Source organism: Pseudomonas sp. URIL14HWK12:I5 (genome assembly GCF_900176445.1).
In the GTDB taxonomy this organism is placed as follows: Bacteria; Pseudomonadota; Gammaproteobacteria; order Pseudomonadales; family Pseudomonadaceae; genus Aquipseudomonas; species Aquipseudomonas monteilii.
Genome location: NZ_FWXQ01000011.1, coordinates 1 through 25890 on the forward strand (window position 1 = coordinate 1; position 25890 = coordinate 25890).

Consider the following 25890-nt stretch of genomic DNA (forward strand, 5'->3'; position numbering starts at 1 on the left):
GCCACTGCCACCGATGCGGCCGGCAACACATCCACAGCCAGCTCGGTCACCGCACCGGATATCGACGGCGTCGATACCACGCCACCCGCAGCACCGACCGACCTGGTGATCGGCGTGGCCGGTAGCCAGCTCACTGGCCGTGGCGAAGCCGGCACCAGCGTGCAGGTCCGTGACGCTGCGGGCAACCTGCTGGCGACTGGCACCGTTGGGCCGGATGGTACCTTTGTGGTGTCCTTGACCCCTGCCGTGATCGACGGCAGCACTCTGCAAGTCACCCTGACCGATGCTGCAGGCAACGTGTCGCAGCCGGGCTCGGTGACCTCCGCCGACCTGCTGCCTCCGGCTCAACCCACCGACCTGGCCCTGGCCGATGGCGTGACCTTCACCGGTCGCGGCGAGCCAGGCGCCACCGTGCAGGTGCGTGATGCCGCTGGCACCATCATTGGTACGGGGGTAGTGGGCGCCGATGGCCTGTTCAGCGTTACCCTTAACCCAGCCCAGGCCAACGGCGAAGCGCTGGACGTTCGGTTGGTGGACGCGGCCGGCAACACTTCTGCCCCGCTGCAGTTCGATGCCCCGGATATCACCCCGCCCGCGGCGGTCAGCAACATCGTGGTCGGCAACGGCGGCCAGGCCCTGAGCGGGCGTGGCGAAGCCGGCGCCACCGTCGAAGTGCGTGATGCCAACGGCACGGTAATCGGCACAGGCATAGTGGGTGCCAACGGCACCTTCCTGATCGACCTTGACCCGGCCGCGCAGCCCGGCGAACAACTGAGCCTGGTGCAGACCGACCCCAGCGGAAACGCCTCCGAAGCGCTGCAGTTCGAAGTTCCGATAACCACCGCCCCGGCCAGCCCCAGCGATCTGGTGTTCGCCGAGGACGGCACCAGCATCAGCGGCACGGCGCCGGCCGGCACCCGCGTGGAAGTGCACGATGCCAACGGCACGCTGATCGGCAGTATCGTGGCCGGCCCTGATGGCAGCTTCACTGTCGTTCTGGCCCCCGCCCAGGCTAATGGCGAACTGCTGGACGTCGTGGCCGTCGATGATGCGGGTGTATCGTCACTACCAACGCAAATCACCGCGCCAGACATTACCGCGCCGGTCGCCCCGAGCGAACTGGCTGTCAGCGCCGACGGCACCGTGCTCACCGGCCGTGCCGAACCGGGCAGCACCGTGCGGGTACTGGCCGCCGATGGCACTACCGTGCTGGGTAGCGTCGTGGTTGGCGCTACCGGCAGCTTCAGCATCACCCTCAGCCCGCCACAAGTGGACGGCGAAGTGCTGCAAGTCACCGCCACCGATGCGGCAGGCAACACCTCGACGGCAGGTTCAGTCACCGCGCCAGACATCGACGGTGGCGACATCACGCCACCCGACGTACCAACCAATCTGGTGGTCGGCCTGGCCGGCAGCCAGCTGAGCGGGCGTGGCGAAGCCGGCACTACCGTGCAGGTGCGTGACGCCGCAGGTACTGTGCTGGCAACCGGTACGGTCAGCCCCGACGGCACATTTACGGTGACCTTGGCTCCTGCCGTGAACAACGGCAGTACCTTGCAAGTCACCCTCACCGATGCCGCTGGCAACGTCTCGCAACCCGGTTCAGTCACTTCGCCGGACTTGCAGGCCCCTGCGCAACCTACTGACCTGGCCCTGGCCGAAGGTGTCACCTTCACCGGCCGCGGCGAACCCGGTGCCACCGTGCAGGTGCGCAATAGCGCCGGCACTGTGATCGGCACCGGCCTGGTCAACGCAGACGGCACCTTCAGCGTCACCTTGTTCCCCGCCCAGGCCAATGGCGAGGCGCTGGATGTGCGGGTGGTGGATGCCGCCGGCAACAGCTCGGCGCCACTGCAGTTCGACGCCCCCGACATCACCCCGCCTGCTGCCGTCAGCAATGTCGTGGTCGGTGCCAGTGGCCTGGTGCTCAGCGGTCGCGGCGAAGCGGGTGCAACCGTCGAAGTGCGTGATGCGGGCGGTACCGTCATCGGCACCGCCACGGTCGGAGCCAACGGCACCTTCACGGTCAATCTCGACCCGGCAGCCCAGCCAGGCGCCGTGCTGAGCCTGGTACAGACCGACCCGAGCGGCAACGCGTCCGAAGCCTTGCAGTATGAAGTACCACTGACCACTGCCCCCGATAGCCCAAGCGGCCTGGTGGTTGCCGCCGATGGCACCAGCCTCACCGGTTCTGCCCCGGTGGGCAGCCGTGTGGAAGTGCGTGATGGCAACGGCATCCTGGTCGGCAGCGTGGTGGTGGGCGGCGATGGCACCTTCATCGTCATCCTCAACCCGGCCCAGGCCAACGGCGAACTGCTGGATGTAGTGGCCATCGACGGCACAGGGGCATCGTCGCTGCCGGTGCAGGTCAGCGCGCCAGACATCACCCCGCCAGCCGCGCCAAGCGAACTCGCGATCAATGCCAACGGTACCGTTGTCACCGGCCGTGCCGAAGTGGGCAGCACCGTGCGCGTTCTGGCTGCCGACGGCACTACGGTACTGGGCACGGCGGTGGTGGGTGCGACCGGTAGTTTCAGCATCACCCTCACCCCGGCACAAGTGGACGGTGAAGTGCTGCAAGTCACCGCCACCGACGCCGCCGGCAATGCTTCCGGCGCCGCTAGCGTCACAGCCCCCGACATCGACGGTGTCGATACCACGCCACCCCTGGCGCCGACCAACCTGGTCGTTGGCCTGGCCGGTGGCCAGCTGAGCGGCCGTGGCGAGGTGGGTGCCACCGTGCAGGTGCGCGATGCCCAAGGCAACGTGCTGGCCAGCGGCACGGTCAACCCGGACGGCACCTTCCAGATCGCCCTGACACCGCCCGTCAACGATGGCAGCACCCTGCAAGTGGTGCTGACCGATGCCGCCGGCAATGCCTCCACTCCAGGCACGGTGGCCTCCCCAGACCTGCAGTCCCCTGCTCAGCCCACCGGCCTCGACCTGGCCAGCGGCGTTACCTTGACCGGTAGCGGTGAACCTGGCGCCACTGTGCAAGTACGCGACACCTCAGGCACCGTGATCGGTACCGGTGTGGTCAACCCGAACGGCAGTTTCAGCGTTACCCTGTCCCCCGCCCAGGCCAATGGCGAAGTCCTCGACATCCGCCTGGTGGACGCCGCCGGCAATACCTCGACGCCGCTGCAATTCAACGCCCCGGACATCACCCCACCTGCGCAGGTCAGCAATATCGTGGTCGGTGCCGATGGCCTGACCCTGAGCGGTCGCGGTGAGGCCGGTGCCACCGTTGAGGTGCGGGACACCAATGGCACACTGATCGGCACAGGTACGGTGACCGGCAACGGCACCTTCGTGCTCGACCTCGACCCGGCCGCGCTGCCGGGCGAACGCCTGAGCCTGGTGCAGACCGACCCAAGCGGCAACGCTTCCCAAGCTTTGACCTTCGACGTACCGTTGGTGACCACGCCGGCCAGCCCGAGCGACCTGGTGTTCGCGGCGGACGGCACCAGCATCAGCGGTTCGGCGCCAGTCGGCAGCCGTGTGGAAGTGCACGATGCCAATGGGAACCTGGTTGGCAGCATCGTAGTGGGTGCCGGGGGCACCTTCACCGTTGTGCTCACCCCAGCCCAGGCCAACGGCCAGCTGCTGGATGTGATCGCCATCGACACCAACGGGGCCTCGTCACTGCCGACACAAGTGACTGCGCCGGACATCACCGCCCCAGCCGCGCCAAGTGAACTGGCCGTCAGCGCCGATGGCAGCGCAGTGACCGGGCGCGCCGAAGCCGGCAGCACCGTACGCGTGCTGGCCGCCGACGGCACTACCCTGCTGGGCAGTGTCGTGGTGGGCGCCAGCGGGGCCTTCAGCATTGGCCTCACCCCGCCGCAAGTGGCAGGCGAACAGTTGCAGGTAACCGCCACCGATGCCGCAGGTAATGCCTCCACAGCCGGTACCGTTACCGCGCCGGTCATCGATAACGGCGGCGATACCACGCCGCCGGCGCCAGCCACCAACCTGGTGATCAGCGCCGACGGCCGTACGGTTTCAGGCCGCGGCGAAGTGGGTGCCACCGTCAAAGTGCTCGACGACCAGGGCCAAGTGCTGGTGAGCGGCACCGTTCAACCCGATGGCAGCTTCAACGTGCAGTTGCCAACCCCAGTGGTGGATGGCTCCTCCCTGCAGGTGACCCTGACCGATGCCGCCGGCAACGTCTCCACACCTGGCCCACTGACCGCGCCAGACCTTGTGGCCCCCCTGCAACCAACGGGCTTGGTGTTGACCAATGGCGACACCCTGACCGGTACTGCCGAAGGCGGTGCCCGGGTAGAGGTGAAAGACGGCTTGGGCAACCTGATCGGCAGCGCCATCGCCCAGCCGGATGGCAGCTTCAGCCTGACCCTGAACCCGCCACAGGCCAATGGCGAAACACTGTCCATTACCGTGACCGATGCGACAGGTAACACCTCTGTACCGCTGAGCTATGTGGCCCCGGACATCACGGCACCGACACTCGTCACTGACGTGGTGGCCGCCGATGGCAGCCTGGCCGTGTCTGGCCGTGGCGAACCCGGTGCCACGGTGGAAGTGCGTGATGCGCAGGGTACGGTGCTCGGCACCGGCACCGTCGCGCCAAATGGCACCTTCGTGGTCGACCTCGAAACGCCGTTGGCGGCGGGCGAAACCCTGGTGCTGGTGCAGACCGATGCCGCCGGCAATACATCGGTAGGGCTTAGCGTGACGGTTGCCGATGCACCGCTGCCCGAGAGCCCCAGCGGTGTCGTGGTGAGCGCAGATGGCGCCAGCGTTTCCGGTACCGCACCGACGGGCACGCAGGTGCAGGTGCGTGACGCGCAGGGCAATGTGCTGGGCAGCGCACAGGCAGGTCCGGACGGCAGCTTCACCATCGGACTGACCCCGGCACAAGCCAACGGCGAAACCCTGGATGTGGTGGCTGTGGATGGTGCCGGCAACGCGTCACTGCCGACCCAGGTCACCGCCCCTGACATCACTCCACCCAATGAAGCCAGCCAGCTGCAACTGAGCGCCGATGGCAGCCTGCTCACTGGCCGCGGCGAGCCGGGCACCACCGTGCAGGTCATCAGCGCCCAGGGTGTCGTGCTGGGCAACGCCCAGGTCGGCGCCGACGGCGTGATCAGCGTGGTGCTCAACCCGCCGCAAACCGACGGCCAGGAACTGGACGTGGTGCTGCGCGACGCGGCCGGCAATACCTCGACCGCCACCGTCATTGCCCCCGATCTGGATGGCCCGCTGCAACCCTCGGGGATGGCCATCGATACCGCAGGCATTCACCTGACCGGCGAGGGCCAAAGCGGCTCCATCGTCACCGTGCGCGATGCCAACGGCAACGTGCTGGGCACCGCCATAGTGGGTGCAGACGGGAAGTTCGACGTCACCCTCAATGCGCCACAGCGCAATGGTGAGAGCCTGAGCGTCGAGGCCACCGACAACCTGGGCAACAGCGCCGGCCCGGTGAGTTTCACCGCACCCGACTCCACGCCGCCGCAGGCGGTCACCAACCCGACCATCGATGGCACAGGCACCACGGTCACTGGTAGCGGCGAACCTGGCGCCACCGTGACCGTGCGTGGGTCGGATGGCAGCGTGCTGGGCAGTGCCGTGGCAGGCCCGAACGGTGCATTCGAAATCATCCTCACTCCACCACAGACCAACGGCCAGGCACTGACCGTGGAGCAGCGTGACCCAACCGGCAACCTGTCGGCGGCGGCCGACCTGCCGGCACCGGACACCGAGTTGCCGGCAACCCCGACCGGCCTGACCCTGTCTGGCGATGGCAGGACCATCACCGGCAGTGGCGAGCCAGGTGCGCAGGTGAGTGTTACCAATACAGCAGGTACCGTGCTGGGCACCGCCACGGTTCAGCCAGACGGCAGCTTCCTGGTGAGCATCGACCCGCCCCAGCTCAATGGCCAGACGCTGTCTGTGACCCAGGCGGACAGCGCCGGCAACGACTCCCCAGCCGGCACCGTGACCGCGCCTGACTTGGAGGCACCGCTGCCAGCGCAAGGCCTGGGCCTGGATCCGACCGGCACACTGCTCAGCGGCCAGGGCGAGGCAGGCACCACGGTAGAAGTTCGCAACGCGGCAGGCGACCTGCTGGGTACCATTCAGGTGGAGCCCGACGGCACGTTCGAAGTACCACTCGCCCCCGCCCAGACCAACGGCGAAGTATTGTCGGTGGTGTTGATCGATGGCGATGGCAATGCCTCACCGTCTGCCAGTTTCACCGCCGATGACAGCAGCGCGCCAACAGCGCCGGGCGGCCTCACCATCACCCCAGGCGGCAACGCCATCCAGGGTACTGGTGAAGCAGGGTCCACGGTGGAAGTGCGGCTTACCGACGGCACCCTGGTGGGTACCATCGTCGTGCCGGCAGGTGGCAGCTTCACCGTGCCACTCTCGCCCGCCCAACTGGACGGCCAGTCACTCAACGTGACCCTGACCGATACTGCCGGCAATGTGTCCCTTCCCGGCCAGATCAATGCGCCGGACATCACGCCACCGGCAGTGCCCACGGGCGTGCTGGTCAGTCCGGACGGCAGCACCGTCACCGGCAATGCGCCTGGCGCCAACTCAGTGTCCGTGGACGACGGGAATGGCAATGTGGTCGTGGTGGCCGTCAATCCGGATGGCAGTTTCAGCGTACCGCTGGATACCCCGCTGACCAATGGCCAGACGGTGACCGTGGTGGTGACCGATGCAGCCGGTAACGACTCTGCTCCGGTCTCCGTCAACGCCCCGGATACAACCGACCCGGATGCGGCCACCGGCCTGACCGTGAGCCCGGATGGCAGCACAGTGGGAGGTAGCGCGGAACCTGGGAGCACAGTGGAAATCCGCAATCAGGATGGTAGCGGCGTGCGCGGCACGATAACCGTCGGGCCAGACGGCACCTTCGTGGTTGACGTCGACCCGCCACTGGCCACCGGCGAAACCGTCGATGTGGTGGTGATCGACCCTGCCGGCAATGAATCCTCCGAAGTGCCACTTGCCGGCCCGACCGGCACCGAGGTGGCCACACCTTCGGCCCTGTCCATCAGTGCCGACGGCTTCCTGCTGACCGGCCAAGGTACGGTCGGCTCGCTGATTACCGTGACCTCCGGTGGCACCACCCTGGGCACCGCCACGGTCGGCAGCGATGGCACCTTCAGGGTGTTCTTCCAGAACGCCCAGCTCAACGCCCAGATCTTGCAGGTCAGCGCCAAGGCTACCGTCGATGGCCAGCCTTCGGTGCCAGCCATTGTCGTGGCCAACGACACCACGGCGCCAAACGCACCGACCCAAGTCGTCCTCAACGCCACCGGCAGCACGCTGACAGGCCAAGGCGAAGTGGGTGCTACCGTGCGCGTGACCGATGCGCAGGGCAATCTCCTGGGAACCGCGCCCGTCGGCAGCAACGGCCTGTTCAGCATCGATTTCTCACCCGCTGTCGCCAACGGCCAGAACCTGATCGTGACCCAGGCCGACGCGGCGGGTAACGTCTCGCTCGCGGCCACCCTGCAAGCCCCTGACCTGCAGGCACCGCTGGCCGCCAGCAACCTCAGCCTCAACAGCGCGGCCACCGTGCTCAGCGGCCAGGGCGAAGCCGGCGCCACCGTGACCGTACGCGATGCCAGTGGTGCCATCCTGGCCACCGGCACCGTCAACCAGAGTGGGCAGTTCCAGATCACACTGCCCAGCGCGCAAACCAGCGGCAGCGCGTTGCAAGTCACCCTCAGCGATGCCGCCGGTAACATTTCCGGCCCGGCCAGCCTGACGACGCCAGACCGCACGCCGCCTGCCGCCATCACCAATCCGGAGCTGAGCCAGGACGGCCGGCAGCTGTCCGGCAGTGGCGAAGTGGGGGCTACCGTGCAGGTGCGCAACGCCGCCGGTGCGTTGCTGGGCACGGCCACGGTGGGCGCCGACGGTCGCTTCACCGTGACCTTCGACACCCCGCAAGCCACCGGCCAGGCCATCGGCGTGACGCAAGTGGATACCGCCGGCAACACCTCGCCAGCCGTCAATGTGGCCACCCCGGACCTGACCCCACCGACCCCACTCACCAACGTGGTGCTGAACAACAACGGCCTGACCCTGACCGGCTTGGGCGAAGCGGGTGCCACAGTCACCGTGCGCGGCCCGGACGGTACCATCATCGGCACTGGACTGGTGGCCGCCAACGGCAGCTTCACCCTCACCCTGAACAGCGCCCAGCTCAACGCCCAGCACCTGAGCGTTACGCAGACCGACGCAGGCAACAACACCTCTGCCGCCGTGGCCGTTACCGCGCCGGACTTCACCCCACCCGCTGCACCGACTGCACTGGCCCTCGCCGCCACCGGGCTGCAACTGTCCGGTAACGCCGAAGCCGGCAGCACCGTGACCGTGCGCGATGCCAGCGGCAACGTGCTGGGCACGGCGACAACCGGCAGCAACGGCACCTTCCAGGTCACCCTGAACAGCGCCCAGACCAACGGGCAGACCCTGCAGGTAACGGCTACCGACGCGGCCGGCAACGTTTCACCGGCCGCGCCTTACACCGCAGCCGATACCACGCCGCCAGCGGCCGTTACCAACCTGGCGGTGTCTGCCAGTGGCACCACCCTGACAGGCAATGGCGAAGCCGGTGCGACCGTCACCGTACGGGCACCCGACAACACCGTGCTGGGCACCGCCACGGTCGGCGCCGACGGCCACTTCAGCGTCACCCTGTCGCCAGCCGCGATCACCGGTGAAAGCCTGAGCGTGGTCCAGGCCGACGCCGCACAGAACGTCTCCCCTGCACAAAACGTCACCGCGCCGGGCCTTCTGGCACCGGCGACACCGGACAACCTGGTACTGGCCGCCGACGGCCTGTCGGTGACCGGTACCGCGACGGTGGGCAGCACGGTCAAGGTGTATGGCCCCAACGGCGTATTGCTGGGCAGCAGCCCGGTAGCCAACGACGGTACCTTCACCGTCAACCTCGGCAGCGCCCAGGCCAACGGCGAACGGTTGGAGGTAAGCGCCACCGGCAGCGACGGCGCAGTCTCGCTGCCGGCGACCCTGCAGGCACCGGACACCACGGCACCGCAACCACTGACCAACCTGGTGCTGTCCAACGACGGCCTGGTACTCACTGGGCGCGGTGAGCCAGGTGCCACCGTCACCGTCATCGGCGAAGGAGGGATCGACCTGGGCACCGCCGTGGTCGATGCCAGCGGCAACTTCAGCGTCAACCTCAGCGCCGCGCAGATCAACGGCGAACAGCTCAGCGCCAGCCAGTCCGATGTGGCCGGCAACGAGTCCAACAGCGTCAGCCTGACCGCCCCCGACCGCGTGGCGCCGGATGCGGCTGGCAACCTGGCCTTCGCTGGCGGTGGCAGCCTGCTCAACGGTACCGGTGAAACGGGGGCTGCTGTTCGCGTGCTGGCCGCCGACGGCACGGTGCTGGGCAACGCAACGGTACGCGCCGACGGCACGTTCCAGGTCAACCTCGCCTCGCCTCAGGCCAACGGCCAGCAGGTGCAGGTGGTGCTGACCGATGCCGCCGGCAACCAGTCCGCCGCCAGTGCCATCACTGCACCGGACACCACGGCACCCGCAGCACCCACCGCGCTGGCAATATCCAGCGATGGCGTGACCATCACCGGCCGCGGCGAAGTGGGCGCGCTGGTCACCGTCACCAACCCGGCAGGCCAGCCAATCGGCAGCGCCACCGTCGATGCCAGCGGCCACTTCACCATCACCCTCACCCCGGCGTTGGGCAACGCCGAACTGCTCAGCTTCACCCAGGCCGATGCCACCGGCAACGTGTCGGCCGTGGCCACCCTGCAAACCCCGGACTTCACACCGCCAGCTCCCCTTACCGCCGTGGTGATCAACGCCGACGGCAGTGTGGTCAGCGGCCTGGGCGAAGCAGGCGCGACGGTCACCGTCAGCAATGCCGCCGGCACCGTGCTGGGTACCGGCACAGTGCTGGCAGACGGCACCTTCCGCGTCGAGCTTTCGCCCGCGCAAATCAACCACCAGGTGCTGTCGGTGCAGCAGGCCGACCCACCCGGCAACATCAGCTTGCCGGTCACCGTTCAAGCACCGGACTATACGCCCCCCGCCGCCGCAACCGGGCTGCAGCTCAGTGTGGCAGGCGATGAACTGGGCGGTGTCGGCGAAGCGGGCGCTACCGTGCGCGTGTATGTCGGCACCACACAGATCGGCACTGCCGTGGTGGCTGCCAATGGCACCTTCGTGGTCGAGCTGGATACACCGCAACTGAATGGCCAACTGCTGCAGGTCACCCTGACCGACAGCAGCGGCAACGTATCGACGGTCAGCACGGTCACGGCGCTGGACATCACCCCGCCGGCCACCGTGATCGCCAGCCTCAACGACAGCGGCACCCAACTGATCGGTACCGCCGAAGCCGGCACCCGCGTCACCGTGGTCAACAACAACGGCGACCTGCTGGGCCAGGTCACAGTCGACCCGGACGGCACCTTTGTGCTCGACCTGAACAACCCGCAAATCAATGGCCAGGTACTGACGGTGATCGCCCAGGACGCCACCGGCAACCCGTCGGCGCCCTTGCAGGTAACCGCGCCAGACCTGACAGCACCGGTGCAGCCAGGCGACCTGCTGCTCAACCCGGCAGGCACGTCGATGACCGGTACGGCGGAAGCCGGCTCCACCATCACTGTTCGTGGCCCTGACAACAGCCTCGTGGGTACAGTGGTGGTGGGTGGCAATGGCGAGTTCACCGTTGCCATCAACCCGGCTCAGAACAATGGCCAACTGCTGACCGTGGTGTCCACGGATGCTGCCGGCAATGCCTCGATACCCGCCAGCTACCAGACCAACGACACCTCGCCACCCGCCGTGGTGACCAACCTGGCGATCGACAATACCTATAGCTCGTTAACCGGCAGGGGCGAAGCCAATGCCACGGTCACCGTCAGAATCGGTGGCCCCACCGGCACCGTGATCGGGACCGGTCTGGTGGATGCCGCTGGCAACTTCCAGATAAACCTTTCGCCGACGCCGGGCTCAGCCGCACTCCTCTCCGTGAGCCAGTCCGACGGTACCAATACCTCAGGGGCCGTGACGTACATCACCCCTCTGGTACCGCCACCCGAACCTCCGACCAATGCGATACTGGGCAGCGACGGCCTTACCTTGACCGGTACGGCCGCAGCCGGCGCAAGCATTCGCGTCTACGATGCTGCCGGCAACCTGATCGGTTCAGGCTCCGCCAACATCGGAACGGGTAGCTTCAGCATCACGCTGAACGCGGCTCAACTCAACGGCCAGCACATCTCGGTGACGGCAGTCTCCCTGCTGGGCGGCGAATCGCAGCCGGTCTTCCTGCAAGCGGCCGACATCACCCCACCGGCCAACCCGGTGGTTACCAGCCTGTCGGCCAATGGCCTGGTGCTTACCGGTACCGGTGAGGCCGGTGCCACAGTGACCGTACGTGATGCCAGCAACAACGTGCTTGGAACGGCGTTGGTGAATGGCGGTGGCGTGTTCACCGTCAACCTCAACGCGGCGCAGCTCAACGGCCAGGTACTGGGCGTGAGCCAGACCGACGCCGCAGGCAACGCGTCTGGCAGCACCAGCTACACGGCAGTCGATGTCCAGCCGCCAGCCGTGCCGACCAACGTGGCCATCAACGGCACAGGCACGGTACTGACCGGTAACGGCGAAGCAGGCGCTACCGTCACCGTGCAAGGCCCGAGTGGCCAGGTGGGTACCGGCGTGGTGCAAGCCAACGGCTCCTTCAGCATCACCCTGACCTCGCCACAGAACGATGGGCAATTGCTGGTGGTGCGCCAGACCGATGCAGCCGGCAACCTGTCCGCCAGCACCAGTTTGACCGCACCGGACACCACGCCGCCCGCAGCCCCGGTGGCGGTCATCAACGCCAACGGCACCTTGGTCAGCGGCTCTGGCCAGGTCGGCAGCACCGTCACCGTGCGCAATAGTGCCGGCACCGTCCTGGGTACCGCAACGGTGGGCACCAACGGCCTGTTCGTAGTCAGCTTGGCTGCCGCGCAAATCGACAACCAGGCGCTCAGCGTCACCCTCACCGACAGTGCCGGCAACGTGTCTACCGGCACCGCCCTGACTGCACCGGACCTGACCCCGCCTGCAGTGGCCGGAAACCTGCAGATCAGTGCCGACGGCAGTACCCTCACCGGCACCGGCGAAGCAGGCGCCACCGTCACTGTGCGCAGCGCCAGCGGTACCGTGCTGCAAACCGCGACCGTACAACCGAACGGCAGCTTCACCGTGACCCTGAGCCCACCTCAGGACAACGGCCAGGTCCTTTCGGTCGGCCTCACCGACCCGCGTGGCAACGTGTCGGGCAACGTCACCATCACCGCGCCCGATGTGGATGCCAACGCCCCGGTCATCGCCAGCGACAACCTGGCAACGGCAACGGTCAACCTGGTACCGGTCACTGCAACCAAGACCTACACCGACAGCTTCACCACCCTGCTGTCGGGCTTCACCAAGACCTACACCTGGACCGTAGCCGCCGGCACCACGGTGGACCCGACCCTGACACTGACCACCAACAGCGTACTGGCGCTGCTCAACAACTCCACGTTCACCCTGCAAGTGAAAGACGCTACGGGCGCCTGGGTGACGCTTGCCACCGGCAACACCCAGGGCCTGCTCGACCTGATCGTGCTACCACTCGGCCTGCAGGTCGATATCGGTACCCTGCAAGCCGGTGACTACCGCCTGACCGTGGGCAGTGGCGGTATTGGCCTGATCACCAACGTGACCACTTCGCTGGACATCACGGCCACCAGCCTGACCGAGTTCACCGGGACAGGCACCGCCACCACCGGCAACGTCATCACCGATGTGGGCACCGATGGCACTGTCGATGCACGTGGCCCGGACAGCGCCGCCGTGCTCCAGGTGTTCAAGGACGGCAGTTATGTCGCGGCCGGCAGCGCCACCACGGTACAAGGCCTGTACGGCACCCTGGTGATCCGCGCGGACGGCAGCTACACCTACACGCCAAACGGCAGCCCGAGCAGTGTCGGCAAGGTCGATGTGTTCAGCTACCAGCTGGTGCATGCGAACGGCCTGTCCGACTCCGCCAACCTGTATGTGCGTATCGACAGCCCGCAGGCCACGGAGGTGTGGAGCGACATCAACTACGGTGCGCCGGCCACAGTGGTAGATGCCGTCAACGACGTCGGCTTCAGCCACCTGACCCTGGTCAACCGTGTAGACACCAGCAGCAGCTCGCTGGGCACGCTGAGCCTGCCGGTAATTGGCACGCGCCAGGCCACCTACACCACCGCGGTTGCAGCCGATACCACGGCAAACCTGCAAGTGGTGGTCAACTCCACCAACCTGTTGAGCCTGCTCAACGGCACCACCATCGAGTTGCTCAAGCTCAATCCGGCCACCGGCCAGTATGTGCTGGTGCAGTCGGTGCCTGGCAGCTCATTGGTCAGCCTGCTGGGGGGCGGTGCGGCTTATACCTTCCAGAACCAGGGGACGGGTACCTACCACATACGCGTTACAGCGGGCGGCATCGGCTTGCTCAGTTCCATCACCACCAGCGTAAACGCCACCACCACGCACCTCACCGAGTTCGTGGTCAGCAGCGCGACCACGGCAACCGGCAACCTGCTCGCGGATGACACCGTGGGTTCGGCCTTGACCGTGCTGAGCGTGCTGACGGCGGCCAACACCTACACCATCCCGGGCTATAACGGGGTGAGCGTGGCGGGCACCTACGGCACGCTGCTGGTGCATGCCGACGGCAGCTACACCTACACCCTCAACTCAGGGCTCACGTCGACAGCCGTCGGCCAGCACGACACCTTCACCTACGAGCTGACCCACCCCAACGGCACCACCGACACCGCAACGCTCACCATCAACCTGGACAACGCCGCTGGTCTCACCAGCACGATGTCGCTGCTCTCCGATACCGGTGACGAAGGGGTAGCACTGGCCAGTGTGGCCGCATCCGCTTCCACAGAGGTGATCGCCGGCACCGACGGCAATGACCACCTCGATGGCAGCCAGGGTGGCCATATCACCCTGCAGGGTGGCGCAGGGGACGACACCCTGGTGGTGGTCGACCAGAACTTCGCCAGCGTCGAGGGCGGCACAGGGACCGACACCCTGCTGTGGGGCGGCGGCGATGCCAGCATCGACCTGGGCAACCTGGCCGATCGGGTGCATGACATCGAAGTCATCGACCTCAACGACACCAGCGCGGTGGCGCTGACCCTGAACCTGGCGGACGTGGTGGCCATCACCGAAACCGGCAACGACACACTGATCATCAAGGGGGACGACAAAGACACGGTTCACATGACAGACAACTGGACGCTGGTCGGGAACCAAACCGCCGACGGCATCGACTATAACCAATACACGGCCCAGGAGGATCCGAGCCATCACCTGTGGGTGCAGAACGGTATCCATGTGGTCTGAGGCCGCTGCAAACCCGCCGGGCACGCGCCCGGCGGCATGGACGACCAGCAGTAAGGGAACTATGTGAAGCGAAGCAGTCCGCTGTCACCGCTGTTGCTGGGCGCCTTCGGGCTCCTGGTGCTGAACTTCCATCCGGCCGCCCAGGCAGCCGACGACATCGACCCACAACTGCGCCAGATCGGGCCATCGCTGCTACGCGATGCGCCCGAAGCGGTACCCGCCCGCCCCGCTATCGGCATGGCCCCGGTGGCCAGTGGCGAGCGCCTGGGGCTGACCGACGCGGTGCTGCAAGCCGCGCAATGGCACCCCAGCATCGCCGAGGCCATCGGCAACCTGTACAAGCAGGGTGAAGGCATCAACGTCGCCCGTGCGGGGTATTACCCGCAGATTTCCGGCGGTATCCGCACCGGCTATGACACCGGTTACGGCGGTGACCGCAACAGCCAGGCACTGAACCTGTCGCTCAAGCAGATGCTCTACGACTTCGGCAAGGTAGACAGTGCCGTCAGCGCGGCCCAGGCCGCCGCCGCCCGCGCCCAGGCCAACATCCTGCTGGTGGTCGACGAGCTGGCCCGCGACACGGCCTACGCCTGGATCGAAACCCGCCGCTACGAACAACTGATGACCATCGCCCGCGACCAGATTCGCGGGGTCGGCGACATTGCCGGCATGGCCCGTCAGCGCAGCGACATGGGCGCCAGCACCCGCTCCGACGTGGTGCAAGCCGAGTCCCGCGTGGAAAGCGCACGCGCCACGCTGGAGGAATACCAGTCGCAGTATGAACGCTGGCGTTCCACCCTGGCGGCGCTGATGGGGCGCGTTACCCCACCAGCGCTGACCGAGCAGGCACCGCCCGAGCTGAACCAGGCCTGCAAGCGGCCCTCGCAGGGCGATGATCGCCTGCCCGCCGTGCTGATGGCCCTGGCCCAGCGCGCCCAAGGCCAGGCCGAACTGGCCCAGGCCAAGGCCGAGGCCTACCCGACCCTGTCGTTGCAACCCCAGGTCAACCACTACCTGGACGACGACTACAACCGCGACAACGCGCGCCTGGACCGCACCCAGGCCGGCATCTACCTGAACGTCGAGGTGCCCATCTACCAGGGCGGCGCCATCAGCGCCCGCACACGCGCTGCAGGCCACGCGCTGACCGCCGCCGACTCCGCCGAGGATGCGGCACGCCTGCAGGCCCGTCGCGGCCTGGCCGAGGCCATGGCGCAAACCTCCGGGCTGGGCCGGCGGCTGACGTCGCTGGAGGCGCGCCAGGCGAGCATCCAGGAAGCGCGCATGCTGTACGGCCGACAGTACCTGGACCTGGGCACGCGGCCCCTGCTCGACCTGCTCAACGCCGAGCAGGAGATCTACCAGTCACGCTTCGAACTCGCCGGCACCCGCTCCGACCTGCTGCGCCTGGATGTCGACTGCCTGTACAACACCGGCGCCCTGCGCACGGCCTTTGGCCTTGAGGGGCGCAACCTGCAAGGGGTGGAGATCCAGCCATGACCGATTCCATCAATGTAACCCTGCCTAACCAGGCGCCCGCTGCTGCGCCCGAAGCGGCTCACCGGCCAGACCTTGGGCCATGGCTGGAGGTGATGCTGCAAGTAGCGCATCACTACCGCCTGGACGTGTCACCACAACGCATCCGCCTGGCCGCCGTCGAGGACGCCCGCCCGCTGGACGAAATCCTCCGCCACATGGCGCGTCAGGCTGGGCTGGCCCTGCGCTTCGTGCGCTTCGATGCCAAGGGCTTGCGGCAATGGCGCACCCCGTTGGTGCTGGAGCTGGATGACGGCCAGTTGGCCGTGGTCGAGTCAGTCACTGAAGAAGACGATTTGGCGGTGGTATTTGCCGGCGACCAGGGCCTGACCTCACGCCTGCCGCGTGACAGCCTCAAAGGCCGCATCAACCGCGTCGCCCTGCTGCGCCCGGCACGGCCGCTGCGCGACGTGCGCACCGACGACTACACCGCGCCCTACGACCGCCACTGGTTCGCCCGCATCGTGCTGCGCGACCTGCGCCCGTATGGGCAAGTGATGGTCGCCTCGCTGGTGGCTAACGTCCTGGCCCTTGCGGGGGTGCTGTTCTCGATGCAGGTGTATGACCGGGTAATCCCGGCCGAATCGCTGCCCACCCTGTACGTGCTGTTTGGCGGCGTGGTGCTGGCGCTGGTGTTCGACTTCAGCATGCGCCTGCTGCGGCTAAAGGTAACTGACCTGCTCGGCAAGCGTGCCGACCTGCGGGTGAGCGACCTGGTCTACGGGCATGCGTTGCGCCTGCGCAACTCGGTGCGGCCGAAGTCCACCGGGTCGTTCATCTCGCAACTGCGCGAGCTGGAATCGATCCGCGACCTCATCACCTCCAGCACGGCCACGGTATTGGCCGACCTGCCGTTCTTCCTGCTGTTCCTGCTGGTGTTCTGGCTGATCGGCGGCGTGCTGGTGTTCATCCCGCTGGTCGCACTGCTGGCCATGGTAGTGCCCGGGGTGCTGGCACAGCGGCGCCTGGCGCGGCTGGCCAACGCCTCCATGCGCGAGTCGGCGCTGCGCAACGCCATGCTGGTGGAAAGCATCCAGGGCCTGGACGAAATCAAGGCACTGCAAGCCGAGGCGCGCTTCGAGCGGCAATGGAACCAGTACAACGCGGCCTGCGCCCACACCAACCTGCGCCTGCGCACCCTCACCAATGGCCTGGTGACCTGGACGCAGAACGTACAGGGCGCCGTGTTTGCCGTGGTCATCGTGATCGGCGCGCCCATGGTGATCGCCGGCGACCTCACCACCGGTAGCCTGGTGGCGGCGTCGATGCTGTCGTCGCGGATGATGGCGCCGCTGGCGCAACTGACCCATGTATTGACCCGCTGGCAACAAGCCAAGGTGGCCCTGCAAGGGCTGGATAAACTGATGCAGTCGCCGGTCGACCACCCCGAAGGTGAAGCCCGCGTACACTTGCCAGCCATTCGTGGCGAGTATCGCCTGCGCCAGGCCAACTTCCGCTACAGCGAAGAATCGCCGCCGGTACTGAATATCGGCCAACTGGACATTCAACCGGGCGAGCGCATTGCCGTGCTCGGGCGCAATGGCGCTGGCAAGTCGACCCTGCTGCAAGCCCTGGGCGGGGCCATGGACCTGGTGCAAGGCGACGTCAGCCTGGACGGCATCGCGCTGGCCCACCTCGACCCCGCCGACCTGCGCCGTGACGTGGGTCTACTGCCGCAATACGCGCGCCTGTTCCACGGCACGCTGCGGGAAAACCTCACCCTCGGTGCCGGCCAGGCCAGCGACCAGGAACTGGTGGCCGCGCTGGCGGCCACCGGCGCACTGGACTTCGTGCGCCGCCTGCCCAAGGGCATGGACCACCTGATTTTGGAAGGTGGCCTGGGTTTGTCGGGCGGCCAGCGCCAGGCCCTGGTGCTGTCGCGCCTTCTGGTACGCCAACCGCAAGTGCTCCTGCTGGACGAACCCACCGCCTCGCTGGACGACATGACCGAGCGCAAGCTGCTGGATAACCTCGAACGCTTCTGCCAGGGCCGCACTCTGGTGATCGCCACGCACCGCCTGAGCGTGCTGCAACGGGTCGACCGCATCCTCGTGCTCGACGGCGGGCGCATTGTCATCGATGACACCCGCGATGCCGCGCTGGCCAAACTGCAAGGAGCCCAGGCATGAGCAACCATGAACTCCCGGCCTCCTACCTGGATGGGCAGGACGACCAGGCGGTATTCCGCGCCGGACGTATCATCACGATTTGTGCATTGATGCTGGCCGCGTTCCTGGCCTGGGCCGCCTGGTTCGAGGTGACCGAGGTATCCACCGGCACTGGCAAAGTGATCCCCAGTTCGCGGGAGCAGGTGATCCAGTCGTTCGAGGGTGGCATCGTGGCGCAGATGAGCGTGGCCGAGGGCGACCTGGTCGAGCGCGGCCAGGTGCTGGCCCAGCTCGACCCGACCAAGACCGCCTCCAGCGTTGGCGAAAGTGAAGCCAAGTACCGCGCCGCGAAGGCCAGCCAGGCTCGCCTGCAGGCGGAGGTGACCGGCAAGCCGCTGACCTTCCCCGACAGCCTGCGCGACTCGCCCGAGCTGATCGACGCCGAAACCGCGCTGTACCAGACCCGCCGTCGCGGCCTGGAGCAAACCCTGGCGGGCATCCAGGACTCACTGCAACTGGTGCGCAGTGAACTGAAGATCACCGAAAACCTGGCCAAGATGGGCGCTTCGAGCCGGGTCGAAGTGATCCGCCTTAACCGCCAGCGTTCAGAGCTTGAACTGAAGGCCAACGAAGCCCGCTCCGACTACCTGGTGCGGGCCCGGGAAGAACTGGCCAAGGCCAGCGCCGAGGCCGACAGCCTGTCGGAAGTGGTGCGCGGGCGCAGCGACTCGCTTACCCGCCTGACCTTGCGTTCGCCAGTACGTGGCATCGTCAAGGACATCGAGGTCAACACCCTGGGTGGCGTGGTGCAGCCCGGGGGCCAGGTGATGAAGATCGTGCCGATGGACGAACGCCTGCTGATCGAAACCCGCATTGCCCCGCGTGACATTGCCTTCATTCACCCGGACCAGGCGGCCAAGGTCAAGATCAGTGCCTATGACTATTCGGTGTACGGCGGGCTGGATGGCAAGGTGGTGGGCATTTCGCCGGACACCTTGCAGGATGAAGTGAAGCCCGAGATCTACTACTACCGGGTGTTCATCCGTACCGAGCAGGACAGCTTGCAGAACAAGGCCGGCAAGCACTTTGCAATTGTGCCGGGGATGGTGGCCACGGTGGATATCCGCACCGGGGAGAAGACCATTCTGGATTACCTGATCAAGCCACTGAACCGGGCCAGGGAGGCCCTGCGCGAACGCTAGAGTACGACGTGATTTTTGTGTTGCTGGTGCGACCGAGCGCCGCGCGGGCGGCGCTCGGTCGCATCGGCAACCAAAAAGCCAAGGCGAACCCATCATCTGCCATCACCACCCTAAAGCCAGCCACCAAAGGGCCGATAACCGGTTATCCCCTGTTCCCCACCGAAGGTCACCATGGCCACGCAAAATGCCCGCGCGGACTCGCTGTCCCTGCTGCTGTTCACCCTGCGCAGCGGCAAGTTGATGGCAATCAACCTGCTCAAGGTCAGCGAGATCATCCCCTGCCCGCCGCTGACCAAGCTGCCCGAGGCGCACCCCCACGTAAAAGGCGTGGCGACCTTGCGCGGCCATTCGCTGTCGGTCATCGACCTGTCCCGCGCCATTGGCGAGCGGCCCCTGGCCGACCCGGACGGCGGCTGCCTGATCGTCACCGAGATCAGCCGGTCGCGCCAAGGCCTGCATGTGCAGGCGGTCAGCCGCATCGTGCATTGCCTGAGCACCGACATCAAACCGCCGCCCTTTGGCTCAGGCAACCGCTCGTTCATCACTGGCGTAACCCGCGTGGACAACACCCTGGTGCAGGTGCTGGACATCGAAAAAGTCATCCATGCCATCGCCCCACCGGTGGCCGAGCCGCATCACGGCACCTTGAGCGAAGAAGACGCCAGCCTGCTGGCCGCCGCCAATATCCTGGTGGTGGACGACAGCCAGGTAGCCCTGCAGCAGTCGGTGCACACCCTGCGCAACCTGGGCATCGAATGCCACACCGCGCGCAGCGCCAAGGACGCCATCAATGTACTGCTGGAGCTGCAAGGCACCGCGCAGGAGATCAACATCATCGTCTCCGACATCGAAATGAGCGAGATGGACGGCTACGCCTTCACCCGCACCTTGCGCGAAACGCCCGACTTCCAGCACCTGTACGTGCTGCTGCACACCTCGCTGGACAGCGCCATGAGCAGCGAAAAGGCAACCCAGGCAGGGGCCAACGCCATCCTCACCAAGTTCTCCTCACCGGAGCTGACCGATTGTCTGGTGGTGGCCGCGCGTACCGTGGTGTTCACCGAGCGCTGATATATTCAGCGACAACTTCCCCGGCTTGCCGCCGGGGGTGAGTCGGGCATAATTCGCGCCCCTCGGAAGAAAACTGCCGGAACTGCGTATGAAGTTTTTCAGCTCCATCCTGATCAGCTGCGCCCTCTTCAGCGGTATCGCACAGGCCTCCAGCAGCCAGGCCTGGAACGAGCAGCGCCAACAGATGCTCAAGGCCTGCCTGGCCGCCAGCCAGTTCAAGGACGCCCACGCCCGTGGCAAGCTCGCCGAGTTCGATGACCAGGTGGGCATGAGCGCGCTGCTGATCGAAGGCGTCTACCCACAGAAGCACATGCAGCAGCGCACCGGCACGGAGTTGTGCCTGTACGATCGCCAGCACCAGCGTGCCTTTGTCAGCGAGTGGAGCCCGGAGGCCAAGTGACCGACAGCTTGCGATTTGGCTGTACCGGTTGCGGCAAATGCTGCACGGGCCACCATGTACCGTTGACGCTTGATGAAGCGCGACGCTGGGCGGACGATGCCGGCCAGGTAGTGGTGCTGATCGAGGCGTTCATCGCCGACGGCCCCGGCATGCCGGCTGAACAGCGCGAGCATGTCATGCGCCGCTCCCATCCCGTGCACTGCGGTAACGGCGAAGCACGCGTGTCAGTAACCTTTGCCGCCTTCAACCCCGGGCGCTGCCGCAACCTCGACGACAACGACCTTTGCACGATCTACGACCAGCGCCCGCTGGTCTGTCGCATCTACCCGGTAGAGATCAACCCACACATTCCGCTGCGCCCGGACAACAAGGACTGCCCGCCAGAAGCCTGGCAGCAGGGGCCGGAACTGATCCACGGTACGCAACTGGTCGATGCGGAGCTGGAAGCGCTGGTGCAAGCCTCACGGCAGGCCGACCGGGATGACATTGCTGCCAAGGTGGCGGTGTGCCAGGCGCTGGGCATGACCACCAGTGCGCTCAAGGGGAATGGTTTTACAGCTTACCTGCCGGATATGGGGGCATTTGCCACTGCGCTGGCGCAGGTGCAGGGGGATCACGGGGGGCAGTGGACCTTGCATGTGCAGGATGAGGCGCTGGTCGCGAGTTTGCAGGGGCTTGGTTTGCGCACTACCAGCGAAACTCCGGTGTATTACGCCTTTATTGGTTTCTAGGCAAAACCTACGCGCGCCTACACGGGATCGCATTCTGCCGTGAGCGAAACTGACAGCGCTGTCAGCCAGCGGTCACGCTGCCGACCCGGTTCGGGGGCTATAAGCTGTATACAGACAGCCCTTCCCTCCCTTCTGGCCAAGGTGCCCGCACCGATGCGACGTCCGTCCCGCTCTGTCATCTTCGCCGCCCTGACGCTTCTTGTCCTGGTGGTAGCGGGCAGCTGGTACAGCCAGCGCCAGCCTGCACCCGCTGCCCGTGCGCAGGCGGCCATCCCCGTGCGCGTGGTCAGCGTCGCCCAGCAGGACGTGCCGCGGTACGCCAGCGCCATCGGGACAGTTCAGTCGCTGCACAGCGTCGAGGTGCGGCCACAAGTCGAGGGCGTGCTCACCCAGGTGCTGGTCAAGGAAGGGCAATGGGTCAAGGAAGGCGACCTGCTCGCCACCCTTGACGACCGCAGCATCCGCGCCAGCCTCGACCAGGCCCGCGCCCAGCTCGGCCAAAGCCAGGCTCAGATTCAGGTGGCCGGCGTCGACCTCAAGCGCTACCGCCTGCTCAGCAGCGACGACGGCGTATCCAAGCAGACCCTCGACCAGCAACAGGCGCTGGTCAACCAGTTGCAGGCCACCGTCAAGGGCAACCAGGCCGCCATCGCCAACGCAGAAGTGCAGCTTTCCTACACGCAGATCCGTTCACCGGTTACCGGGCGCGTCGGCATCCGCAATGTCGACCCAGGCAACCTGGTACGCACCAGCGATACCCAAGGCCTGTTCAGCGTCACCCAGATCGACCCCATCGCCGTCGAATTCGCCCTGCCGCAGCAGATGCTGCCAACCCTGCAAAGCCTGCTCAAGGCACCTACCCCGGCGCTGGTGCAGGCCTACATGGACGCCGACGGCGACCGCAGCCTGCTCGGTGAAGGCCACCTGGCACTGATCGACAACCAGATTTCCGGCACCACCGGTACCGTGCGGGTAAAGGCCGAGTTCGACAACAAGGACGGCCGACTGTGGCCGGGCCAGCTGGTCACCATCCGCCTGCGCACCGCCGTGGAAGAAAACGCCTTGGTGGTGCCGCCGCCGGTGGTGCAACGCGGCGTCGACGGGCACTTCGTCTACCGACTGGACGGCGACAAGGTCACCAGCGTGCCGGTGAAGGTGCTGTACCAGGACAGCGGGCTGAACATCATTGCCGGGGTCAAGCCAGGCGAGCGCCTGGTGCTCGATGGCCAGTCAAGGCTCAAGCCGGGCGCGCAGGTCGAGGTAACGCCTGATGCTCCCGCGCCGTCGGAAATGGCCGACCGCCGGAGCCAGCCATGAACACGCGCAACGGTGTTTCCGCCTGGTGCATCGACCACCCCATCGCCACCCTGCTGCTGACCTTTGCCCTGGTGCTGCTGGGGGCCATCGCCTTCCCACGCCTGCCGGTGGCGCCGTTGCCGGAGGCGGACTTCCCGACCATCCAGGTGACCGCCCAGCTGCCCGGCGCCAGCCCGGAAACCATGGCCTCATCGGTGGCCACGCCGCTGGAGGTGCAGTTCAGCGCCATCCCCGGCATGACCCAGATGACCAGCAGCAGCGCGCTGGGCTCGACCACCCTGATCCTGCAGTTCACCCTCGACAAGAACATCGACACCGCCGCCCAGGAAGTGCAGGCGGCGATCAACACCGCCACTGCGCGCCTGCCGCAAGACCTGCCCAACCCGCCAACCTGGCGCAAGGTCAACCCGGCCGACAGCCCGGTGCTGGTGCTGACGGTCAGCTCCGACCAGATGCCCGGCAACGACCTCAGCGACTACACCGAAACCCTGCTGGCCCGCCAGCTGAGCCAGATCGACGGGGTGGGCCTGATCAACATCACCGGCCAGCTGCGCCCGGCAATCCGCGTGCAGGCGCAGCCCGAGAAGCTGGCCGCCATCGGCCTGACCTTGGCCGACCTGCGTCAGGCCATCCAGCAGACCAGCCTGAACCTGGCCAAGGGCGCGCTGTACGGCGAGCACAGCGTGTCGACCATCGCCGCCAACGACCAGCTGTTCCACCCCGAGGACTACGCGCAACTGATCGTCTCGTACCGCGATGGCGCCCCGGTACACCTCAAGGACGTGGCCAAGGTGATCAACGGTGCCGAAAACGCCTACGTCAAGGCCTGGTCCGGCGACCAGCCAGGGCTGAACCTGGTGATCTTCCGCCAGCCCGGGGCCAACATCGTCGATACCGTAGACCGGGTGCTGGCCGCCCTGCCCCGACTGCAAGAGATGCTGCCAGCCTCGATCGAAGTGTCGGTGCTGCAGGACCGCACCCAGACCATCCGCGCCTCACTGCACGAAGTGGAACTGACGCTGATGATCGCCGTGGCCCTGGTGATCGGGGTAATGGCACTGTTCCTGCGCCAGTGGTCGGCAACCATGGTGGTATCCAGCGTGCTGGGCGTGTCGCTGATCGCCAGCTGCGCGTTGATGTACATCCTGGGTTTCAGCCTGAACAACCTCACCCTGGTGGCCATCGTCATCTCCGTGGGCTTCGTGGTGGACGATGCCATCGTGGTGGTGGAGAACATCCACCGCCACCTGGAGGCCGGCGACGACAGCCGAACGGCGGCGCTCAAGGGTGCCGGGGAAATCGGCTTTACCGTGGTGTCGATCAGTTTCTCGCTGGTTGCCGCATTCATCCCGCTGCTGTTCATGGGCGGTGTGGTCGGGAGGCTGTTCAAAGAGTTTGCCCTGACCGCCACGGCCACCATCCTGATTTCGGTGGTGGTTTCGCTGACCTTGGCGCCAACCCTCTGCGCGCTGTTCATGCGCCGCCCACCCGGAGAACACAAGGGCGGCTTTGGCGAACGCCTGGTCGGGTGGTACGAAAAGGGCCTGAACCGCGCCCTTGCCCACCAGCGCCTGACCCTCGGTGTGTTTGGCGTGACCCTGGCGTTGGCGGTGGCCGGCTACGTGGCCATCCCCAAGGGGTTCTTCCCGCTGCAGGACACCGGTTTCATTCTGGGCACCAGCGAAGCAGCGGCGGATGTCTCGTACCCGTCGATGATCGAGAAGCACCAGGCGCTGGCCAAGATCATCGGGGCAGACCCGGCCGTGCGCGCGTTCTCCCATTCGGTGGGCGTTACCGGCAGCAACCAGACCATCGCCAACGGCCGTTTCTGGATCGCCCTCAAGCCACGCGGCGAGCGCGATGTGTCAGCCAGCGAACTGATCGACCGGCTACGGCCCAAGCTGGCCCAGGTACCGGGCATTGTCCTGTACATGCGCGCCGGCCAAGACATCAACCTCAGCTCAGGCCCATCACGCACCCAGTATCAGTACGTGCTCAAGAGCAACGACGGCGAGGCCCTGAACCGGTGGACCCAGCGCCTGACCGACCGGCTGCGGGAAAACCCGGCGTTCCGCGACCTGTCCAACGACCTGCAACTGGGCGCCAGCGTCACCCGCATCGACATCGACCGCCAGGCCGCCGCGCGCTTCGGCCTGACCACCACCGATGTCGACCAGGCGCTGTATGACGCCTTCGGCCAGCGGCAGATCAGCGAATTCCAGACCGACACCAACCAGTACAAGGTGATCCTGGAACTGGATGCGCAGCAGCGTGGCAAGGCCGAGAGCCTCAACTACTTCTACCTGCGCTCGCCGCTGAGCAACGAGATGGTGCCGCTGTCGGCAGTCGCCCACGTGGCGCCGCCCAGCACCGGCCCCTTGTCGATCAGCCACGACGGCCTGTTCCCGGCGGCCAACCTGTCGTTCAACCTGGCCCCCGGCGTGGCCCTGGGCGATGCGGTGCGCATCCTCGACCGCACCCAGCGCGAGCTGGGCATACCCGACTCCATCAGCGGCAACTTCCAGGGCGCGGCCCAGGCCTTCCAGAGTTCGCTGTCGAGCCAACCGTGGTTGATCCTGGCCGCGCTGGTGGCGGTGTACATCATCCTCGGCGTGCTGTACGAAAGCTTCGTCCACCCGCTGACCATCATTTCCACCCTGCCCTCAGCCGGCCTGGGTGCGCTGCTATTGCTATGGGCCATGGGCCAGGACTTCAGCATCATGGGGCTGATCGGCGTGGTGCTGCTGATCGGCATCGTCAAGAAAAACGGCATCCTGCTGATCGACTTTGCCCTGGAGGCCCAACGCCATCAGGGCCTGACGCCGGAGCAGGCGATTCATCAAGCGTGCCTGACGCGCTTCCGTCCGATCATCATGACCACCCTGGCAGCCTTGCTGGGCGCGGTGCCGCTGATGTTCGGCTTCGGCACCGGCGCCGAGTTGCGTCAGCCACTGGGCATTGCAGTGGTGGGCGGCCTGCTGGTGAGCCAGGCCCTGACGCTGTTCACCACCCCGGTCATATACTTGGCCCTGGAGCGCCTGTTCCACCGCCGCCGGACTGCCCGTGCGGCAGCGCCAAGTGCCAGCTAGGAC

The 25890-nt window shown here is 66.5% G+C and carries 9 protein-coding genes; all 9 read left to right on the forward strand.

Annotated elements, in window-relative coordinates:
• On the forward strand, positions 1 to 14433 hold a 14433-nt coding region (locus B9A31_RS22745; protein WP_143512083.1), incomplete at its 5' end, for a BapA/Bap/LapF family large adhesin.
• A gap of 63 nt (positions 14434 to 14496) precedes the next feature.
• Entirely contained in the window at positions 14497 to 15933 is a 1437-nt protein-coding gene (locus B9A31_RS22750; protein ID WP_025754800.1) for a TolC family outer membrane protein, read from the forward strand.
• Positions 15930 to 18098: a type I secretion system permease/ATPase gene (locus B9A31_RS22755; RefSeq protein WP_019099761.1), complete on the forward strand. Its 2169-nt coding sequence runs from the start codon at positions 15930 to 15932 to the stop codon at positions 18096 to 18098. The genes B9A31_RS22750 and B9A31_RS22755 overlap by 4 nt, the downstream gene beginning before the upstream one ends.
• Positions 18095 to 19279, forward strand: coding sequence for an HlyD family type I secretion periplasmic adaptor subunit (locus B9A31_RS22760; protein ID WP_027609920.1), 1185 nt, complete (start codon positions 18095 to 18097; stop codon positions 19277 to 19279). The genes B9A31_RS22755 and B9A31_RS22760 overlap by 4 nt, the downstream gene beginning before the upstream one ends.
• A gap of 171 nt (positions 19280 to 19450) precedes the next feature.
• Positions 19451 to 20350, forward strand: a complete 900-nt coding sequence (locus B9A31_RS22765) for a chemotaxis protein (protein ID WP_019099759.1) — start codon at positions 19451 to 19453, stop codon at positions 20348 to 20350.
• 88 nt (positions 20351 to 20438) lie between these two features.
• Positions 20439 to 20750, forward strand: a complete 312-nt coding sequence (locus B9A31_RS22770; protein ID WP_019099758.1) for a hypothetical protein — start codon at positions 20439 to 20441, stop codon at positions 20748 to 20750.
• Positions 20747 to 21481 (forward strand): YkgJ family cysteine cluster protein, encoded by a 735-nt coding sequence (locus B9A31_RS22775; protein WP_019099757.1) that lies wholly within the window; start codon positions 20747 to 20749, stop codon positions 21479 to 21481. The genes B9A31_RS22770 and B9A31_RS22775 overlap by 4 nt, the downstream gene beginning before the upstream one ends.
• Before the next feature lie 153 nt (positions 21482 to 21634).
• On the forward strand, positions 21635 to 22798 hold the full coding sequence (locus B9A31_RS22780) for an efflux RND transporter periplasmic adaptor subunit (RefSeq protein WP_084297393.1): 1164 nt from the start codon (positions 21635 to 21637) through the stop codon (positions 22796 to 22798).
• The gene (locus B9A31_RS22785; RefSeq protein WP_084297394.1) at positions 22795 to 25887 is read left to right on the forward strand and encodes a multidrug efflux RND transporter permease subunit; all 3093 of its coding nucleotides are present in this window, start codon (positions 22795 to 22797) and stop codon (positions 25885 to 25887) included. Before B9A31_RS22780 ends, B9A31_RS22785 begins: the two co-directional genes overlap by 4 nt.
• The last annotated feature ends 3 nt before the right edge of the window (positions 25888 to 25890 follow it).